Genomic DNA, 6,753 nt, shown 5'->3' with positions numbered 1-6,753 from the left:
AGCGTGAACACCTGGATCGGCAGCGTATAGCTCTCCTGGCTGCGCAGCATGGTGAGCGCCACCACGAACTCGTTCCAGGCGTTGATGAAAGTGAAGATCGCTGTCACCGCGATCGCCGGCAGGCAGAGCGGCAGGAATACTTTTCGCAAGGTCAGCCAGCGGCCGGCGCCTTCCATCCAGGCCGCTTCTTCGAGGTCGCGCGGGATGGTGTCGAAATAGCTCTGCAGCATCCACACGGTGAAGGCGACGTTGAAGGCCATGTAGATGAAGCCGAGCGCGGTCGTGCTCTCGACCAGACCCCAGGCGGCCATCAGCCGGAACAGGCCGAGCACCAGCACGATCGGCGAGATCATCTGGGAGATCAGAAGGAACTGGCGGAAGGCGCCGTAGCCGGCAAAACGAAACCGCGACATGGCGTAGGCCGCCGGCACGGAGATCAGGATAGCGCCGATTGTCGCCAGCGCCGAGACATAGAGCGAGTTGAGGAGCGCCTGGCCGAAGCCGGTCGCCACCCACATGTCGGCGAAATTCGACCAGCGGAACTCGCTCGGCCACCAGGTGGGCGAAAGCACTTCCGGCCGCGGCTTGACCGCTGTCAGGAACATCACCGCGAAGGGAAAGATCGTCACCACGATCAGTGGCGCAAGCAGCAGCCAGGCGATGATCGTTCGTTTGAGCTTGCCGTTCCTCATGCCCGCTGCTCCCGCATGGCCAGCCGCACATAGATCATGGTGAAGATGAGCAGGATCACGAACATCACCAGCGACACCGCTGACGCTTCGCCCAGTTTGCCGATGCGGAAGGCGAGCTTGTAAAGATGCGTGACCAGGATATCGGTGGAGTTCGCCGGCCCGCCCTGTGTCATCACCCAGATGATCGGGAAGGAGTTGAAGACATAGATGGTGTTGAGCACGATCGCGATGTTGATGAACGGCTTCAGCAGCGGAAAGGTGATCTCGCGGAACTGCTGGAAGGGGGTTGCGCCTTCGAGCGCGGCGGCCTCATAGAGATCGTCGGGGATCGAGGACAGGCCGCCGAGGAAGATCGTGGTGGTGAACGGCACCGTCACCAGGATGCCGATCAGCACCTGCATCGGGAATGCGGTCTCGGCGCTCGCCAGCCACTGGATGTTCTGGCTGATGATGCCGAGCTTCATCAGCGCCGAGTTGAGCATGCCGCTCTCGCCGTTGAGCGCCCAGCGCCAGACCACTGCCGTCATCGTCAGCGACACCGCCCAGGGCAGCATGATGATGACGCGGGCGAGGCCGCGCCCGTAGAAGTCGGTATTGAGGATGATCGCCACGGGGATCGACAACAGCAGCGCGCCGCCGACCACAAGCACGGTCCATAGGCCGGTGCGCCAGAGCGCCGCGACAAAGTCGGGATCGGCGGCAAGCGCCGAGAAATTGGCCAGGCCGCTGAAGTCGCGCAACTGGCCGAAGCGATTCACCTCATGCGTCGAGATCTGCACCAGGTCCCAGACCGGCCAGAAGATAACCACTGCTGCCAAGAGCAGGCTGGGCAAAGTCAGCAGGTAAGGCAGGATCCGGCTTTGCATCGGCTGGCTTGTACCGCTTTGGGAGTAGACAGCAGTGGCATTGGTGCTCAAGGCACGTCCCCGCATTTGAATTCCAGGCCAGCGTTGGCGCTGCCCCTCACCTGCCTGCCTGTCCTCCGCGGCAGTTGCGGAAGAGGGCCCTTCCTCTCCCCCGTCGATCGGGGGAGAGGTGTCGAGCGAAGCTCGGCGGAGTGGGGGTCGATCCTTGGGCGCAAGGCGAGGCGATGCTTGCGCCTTGCGTCCCTCGTATGTCCGTTCGCGGCGGTTGCCAGGTGGTTCCCCCACTCCGTCTCGGCTTCGCCGAGCCACCTCTCCCCCCTCCGGAGGGAGAGGAAGGAGGCTGGCTGGGGCGGCGCTGACATCGACGATTCTGTCTTTCTGCTGAAGACCGGAAAGGATGTGGCGCGCCCCGACGGGGTGGGGCGCGCCACGGGGCGCAGGGAGATACGCCCTATTTCTTCAGCACGCCATTGGCCTTGGCGGCGGCCTCCTTCAAGGCGGCTTCCGGCTCGGCGCTGCCGAGATAGATCTTCTGCATGGCGTCGGACGTGATCTGGGCGATCTCTTCCCAACCGGGGATGACCGGCGCGAAGCGGGCGTCGGGCAGCAGTGCTGTAAAGGCGGCGAGATCGGCGTTGTTGACGTAATAGTCCATCTTCGCCTCTTCCTTGTTCACCGGCAGGAAGCCTTCGCCTTGCGTGAACTTGGCGCGCTGCTCCTTGGTGAACAGGAAGTCGAGCAGCTTCCAGGCCTCGTCCTTGTTCTTGGAGTTCTTGAACATGATGATGGAGTCGGTGACGCCATAGGTGCCGCGCGCGCCGGTCGGACCGGCAGGAATGGCGGCGACGCCGTATTTCAGCTTCGGCGCTTCTTCCTTGATCTGGTTGGATAGGAAGGGCGCGGTGATCATCATGCCGACCTTGCCCTGCTTGAACAGGTTCTGCACATCCTCGCGGTTGTTGGAGGTGACGCCCGGCTCGGTCAGGCCCTCGTCGATCATCGACTTGTAGAGCTTGGCGGCTTCGAGCGCGCCCGGCGTGCTCAAGCCGGACGTGCCGTCCTTGTTGAGGATCTCGGTGCCCTGCGACCACATCGCGTAGTAGTAATAGACGTCGGTCTCGATCTCCTTGCCCTGCAGGCCGAAGCCGAAGGCGCCGACCCCCTTGATCTTGCGCGCATCCTCCTGCAGCTCGGTCCAGGTCGCCGGCGGCTTGGCGATGCCGGCCTTCTCGAAAAGCTCCTTGTTGTAATACATGGCGCGCGCCGAAGCCGCGATCGGCAGGCCATAGGTCTTGCCCTCCATGATCGAGGGCTGAAGGAAAGTGTCGATGAAGCGGTCCTTGAACTCGGGCGTGATGTAGCTGTCGAGCGGCTCGGCGACATCCTGCTGCACGAAGTCGATCAGCCAGCGTGTTCCGATGATCGAGAGGTCCGCATTGGTGCCGGCGGTGATGTCGGTGGTGAGCTTCTGCAAAAGCACGTCCCACGGCACCACCTCGTATTTGATGGTGATGCCGGGATTGGCCGCCTCGAATTCCTTCTTCACCGCTTCGAAATAGGGGCCGGTCTTGGCGCTGTATTCGGCGACGGTGACGCGCACCTCGCCCGCATCCGCCGGCGCTGCAAGCGCCAGCATGCTCATTCCGGCCAACAGGCCGACAGTCCATTTCGCAAGGCTCATCTGATCTCTCCCATTGATGCGCATTCGCGCCCTGACCCTGTCGGGCTCAGGATTTATGTGACTTTCCTACATTATCGATCATTTATCGCCATGCAAGCAGTTTATCATGTTGCTAAATTACATTTCGTTGAGTAGCGTTGATCCTCCATCTGGCTTGCGGAGGAGCGCGCGCATCGTGGTGTCGAAGGCCGATTTCGAGGGTAAGACCGTTGTCGTCACCGGCGCCGGTGGCGGCCTCGGCTCGGCGATCGTGGCGCTGCTTGCCGAGCGTGGCGCGCGCATCGTCGGCTGCGACCAGTCGGCGGAAGCGCTGGCGAGCCCCCATATCGCCTCGCGCCACATCTTCAACCTGCTCGACCGCGCCTCGATCGAAGCCGCGATTCCCACCCTGCTCGACAAGGACGGCGTCCCCGACGTCCTGATCAACAACGCCGGCTGGACGCGCGCCGAGACATTGACGGCGCTGACGGCCGACAAGATAGAGCAGGAGCTCGACCTCAACCTGACCGGCGTGATGAATTTCGCCGACCCGATCATCAAGGCGATGGCGGCAAGCGGCGCGGGCAGCGTCGTCTTCATCTCCTCGGTCAACGCCATCGCGCATTTCGGCAATCCGGCCTATGCGGCTGCCAAGGCCGGCATCAACGCCTATGCCAAGTCGATCGCCGTCGAGCTTGGCCGCAGCGGCGTGCGCGCCAATGTCGTCTGCCCGGGATCGATCCGTACTGCCGCCTGGGATCATCGCCTCGCCAAGAACCCTGAAATCCTCGGCCGGCTGAAGCGGCTCTATCCACTCGGCCGCATCGTCAATGCGTCGGAAGTCGCCGAAGCAGTGGCTTTCCTTGCCTCCGACCGTGCATCCGGCATAACTGGCGCGATTGTGCCGGTCGACGCCGGACTGACAGCCGGCTACCTGCCTTTCATCGACGACATTTTGGGAGCGTGACCATGACCGACGTCCAGTTTCGCAACCTGTCGAAAGCCTTCGGCCAGCACAAAATCCTCGAGGACATCAACCTCGAGATCAAAAGCGGCGAGTTCGTCGTGCTGGTCGGCCCGTCCGGCTGCGGCAAGTCGACCCTGCTGCGCATGCTGGCGGGACTGGAGACGATCACCTCCGGCGACCTCATCATCGGCGGCGTACGCGCCAACGAGCTGCCGCCGCAGAAGCGCAACATCGCCATGGTCTTCCAGTCCTACGCCCTGTTCCCGCATCTGAAAGCCGCGGACAATATCGGCTTTGGCCCCAAGATCCGCGGCGAGACGCGCGCCGCGATCGACGACAAGGTGAAGAAGGCTTCAGGGGTGCTGAACCTCTTCTCCTATCTCGACCGCTATCCACGACAATTGTCGGGCGGCCAGCGCCAGCGCGTCGCCATGGGCCGCGCCATCGTGCGCGAGCCTTCGGTGTTCCTGTTCGACGAGCCGCTTTCCAACCTCGACGCGCAGTTGCGCGTGCAGATGCGCACCGAGATCAAGGCGCTGCACCAGCGGCTGAAATCGACCATCGTCTACGTCACCCACGACCAGATCGAGGCGATGACCATGGCCGATCGCATCGTGGTGATGGACCGCGGCCGCATCCAGCAGGTCGGGCAGCCGCTGGAGCTCTATGACCGCCCGGCCAACAAGTTCGTCGCCGGCTTCATCGGCTCGCCATCGATGAGCTTTGTTTCCGGCGCGCTGAAGACCGCTAACAGCAAATCCTGGTTCGAGACCAGCAGCGGCGGTCGCCTGGCGCTTGCCGGCAAGGCAGCATCCGGCAGCGACACTGTCGAGGCCGGCATCCGCCCCGAGCATTTCGTCATCGGCGCCGCCGAAGACGCCATCGCGATCGATGTCGACGTCGTCGAGCCGACCGGCTCGGAAACCCATGTCTATGGCTCGATCGGCGACGACACGGTGCGCGCCGTGTTCCGCGACCGGCTGCAGGTGAAGCCTGGGGACAGGCTGCCGGTGAGCGTCGACCCGCGCAACGTCCATCTCTTCGACAAGGCGACGGGCCTGCCGCTGTAAGGACAAGACGATTTTGAAGACAACAAGATGAAGACACCGGCCGACATCATCACCCGCCTGCAATTGATGTCGCAGGACGGCACCAAGTCGGACCGCCGGCTGGCCGGCCTCGTGCTTTCCGATCTCGATTTCGCCTCCAAGGCGGCGATCTCGGAGATCGCCGCGCGCGTCGGCGTCAGCGAGCCGACCGTCACCCGCTTCTGCCGCAATCTCGGCTGCGAAGGCTTGCGCGATTTCAAGTTCTACCTGGCGCAGGCGATCGCCATCGGCGGCCAGTATCTGTCGCCGGAGCCGCTCAGCCGCGACGCTCGCGAGCAGCGCATCGCCTCCGCGATCACCGAAGCCGCGATCGCCGCCATCCAGCGCGCCAGCGAGAACCTGGACATGAGCGTTCTGGTGAGCGTGGCCGCCCGCATCGCCGGTTCCGGCAATGTGCTGTGCATCGGCTCCGGCGGCATTTCCTCTATGATGGCGACCGAGATGCAGAACCGGCTGTTCCGGCTCGGCCTGTCGGCGCTCGCCCAGGTCGACGGCCAGTTGCAGCGCATGTATGCCGCCGTCGCGACGCCTGAGACGACGCTGGTTGCCTTCTCGGTTTCTGGCTATGCGCGCTCGGTGATCGAGGCCGTCGAGGTCGCGCAGCAATATGGCGCCGCCACCGTCGCCGTAACCGCGCCGGATTCGGCTTTGGCCAAGGTCGCCGACACGGTGATCCTGCTGCAGTCATTCGAGGACGGCAACATCTACAAGCCGACCTCGTCTCGCTACGCGCTTCTGGCAATCGTCGACATGATCGCCACCACGGTGGCGGAATCGCGCGGGCCGAAGGTGCTGGAGAACCTGCGCCGCATCAAGCAGAGCGTGAACACGCTGAAGGTTGACGATCCAAGATTGCCGCTGGGCGATTGAGGTATGGATTTCGCGCCCCCATGCCCGGCGCCAGCCGACTCCGCCGACCATCTTGCCTTTCAACATTAGCCCGGTCTAATGTGAATTGGGGTTGATTGGATGACGATCATGTCGGGTAAACCAGCCGCATTCCAAATGCCTGATGACGTGTTCAGCGCGCTGCCTGACCAGGCTAAAAGCCATCTGCCGCCAGCCACTTTCGATGCCGCCCTTGCAGTGGTGGTTCCGGATCACCCCTCCGCCGGCGATCACTTCGCGCCTCATGCGGACGTCACTCTGCCGGCCGATGCGGCTGACGCGCTTGACCAGCACGGCACACATGTTCCGAGCTTCGTGACAGACTGGCTGCTGTAGCCGGACCTGCCGGTTTTCCATCTGGTCAGTGCCCGCCGCCCCTCCGGCGGACGTGGTCATTTTTGCGGCCCGACCCGTCACCGTGCCATCGCCGGGTTTGTCAAATAGCCCCCTCCCCGCAAACGGGGGAGGTGAGCTGGCGATATTCTGATCGATACGATCTCAGCTGCCGGAAAGTGCCTCGACGCTTTTCGCCAGCTCAGCCGCATCGCCGCGGATACGCAGTGTCTTCAAC

At 63.3% G+C, this 6,753-nt stretch carries 7 protein-coding genes; 4 read left to right on the top strand and 3 right to left on the bottom strand.

The features are described 5' to 3' along the window. The 3 genes from EOA38_RS23965 to EOA38_RS23955 all read right to left on the bottom strand — a co-directional run. The coding region (locus EOA38_RS23965; RefSeq protein ID WP_145966046.1) for a carbohydrate ABC transporter permease at positions 1-692 on the bottom strand (692 nt) is incomplete at its 3' end. Then, the gene (locus EOA38_RS23960; protein ID WP_127300393.1) at positions 689-1,558 is read right to left on the bottom strand and encodes a sugar ABC transporter permease; all 870 of its coding nucleotides are present in this window, start codon (positions 1,556-1,558) and stop codon (positions 689-691) included. The genes EOA38_RS23960 and EOA38_RS23965, both read right to left, overlap by 4 nt. A 451-nt stretch (positions 1,559-2,009) precedes the next feature. Further along, entirely contained in the window at positions 2,010-3,239 is a 1,230-nt protein-coding gene (locus tag EOA38_RS23955) for a sugar ABC transporter substrate-binding protein (protein ID WP_126091286.1), read from the bottom strand. A gap of 175 nt (positions 3,240-3,414) precedes the next feature. On the opposite strand from EOA38_RS23955, the gene EOA38_RS23950 reads away from it, so the two are divergent. The 4 genes from EOA38_RS23950 (at position 3,415) to EOA38_RS23935 (ending at position 6,518) form a co-directional block, all read left to right on the top strand. After that, on the top strand, positions 3,415-4,185 hold the full coding sequence (locus EOA38_RS23950) for an SDR family oxidoreductase (RefSeq protein ID WP_245480906.1): 771 nt from the start codon (positions 3,415-3,417) through the stop codon (positions 4,183-4,185). A 2-nt stretch (positions 4,186-4,187) separates the two neighbouring features. After that, positions 4,188-5,255, top strand: coding sequence for a sn-glycerol-3-phosphate ABC transporter ATP-binding protein UgpC (gene ugpC / locus EOA38_RS23945; RefSeq protein ID WP_126091284.1), 1,068 nt, complete (start codon positions 4,188-4,190; stop codon positions 5,253-5,255). Between the two features lie 27 nt (positions 5,256-5,282). After that, the gene (locus EOA38_RS23940; protein WP_127300391.1) at positions 5,283-6,164 is read left to right on the top strand and encodes a MurR/RpiR family transcriptional regulator; all 882 of its coding nucleotides are present in this window, start codon (positions 5,283-5,285) and stop codon (positions 6,162-6,164) included. A gap of 99 nt (positions 6,165-6,263) precedes the next feature. After that, positions 6,264-6,518 carry a hypothetical protein gene (locus tag EOA38_RS23935; protein ID WP_127300390.1) on the top strand — a complete coding sequence of 85 codons (255 nt, stop codon included), beginning with the start codon at positions 6,264-6,266 and terminating at the stop codon, positions 6,516-6,518. The last annotated feature ends 235 nt before the right edge of the window (positions 6,519-6,753 follow it).

The organism is Mesorhizobium sp. M1E.F.Ca.ET.041.01.1.1, assembly GCF_003997355.1.
Lineage (GTDB): Bacteria > Pseudomonadota > Alphaproteobacteria > Rhizobiales > Rhizobiaceae > Mesorhizobium.
Note: the sequence above shows the minus strand (reverse complement) of the source record. Positions and strands in the feature narration are given on the sequence as shown.

What these genes read in the sequence shown, in the direction of transcription:
- EOA38_RS23960 (WP_127300393.1), bottom strand. Translation starts at nt 1,558, where the DNA reads ATGCAAAGCCGGATCCTGCCTTACCTGCTGACTTTGCCCAGCCTGCTC.
- EOA38_RS23955 (WP_126091286.1), bottom strand. Translation starts at nt 3,239, where the DNA reads ATGAGCCTTGCGAAATGGACTGTCGGCCTGTTGGCCGGAATGAGCATG.
- ugpC (WP_126091284.1), top strand. Translation starts at nt 4,188, where the DNA reads ATGACCGACGTCCAGTTTCGCAACCTGTCGAAAGCCTTCGGCCAGCAC.
- EOA38_RS23940 (WP_127300391.1), top strand. Translation starts at nt 5,283, where the DNA reads ATGAAGACACCGGCCGACATCATCACCCGCCTGCAATTGATGTCGCAG.
- EOA38_RS23935 (WP_127300390.1), top strand. Translation starts at nt 6,264, where the DNA reads ATGACGATCATGTCGGGTAAACCAGCCGCATTCCAAATGCCTGATGAC.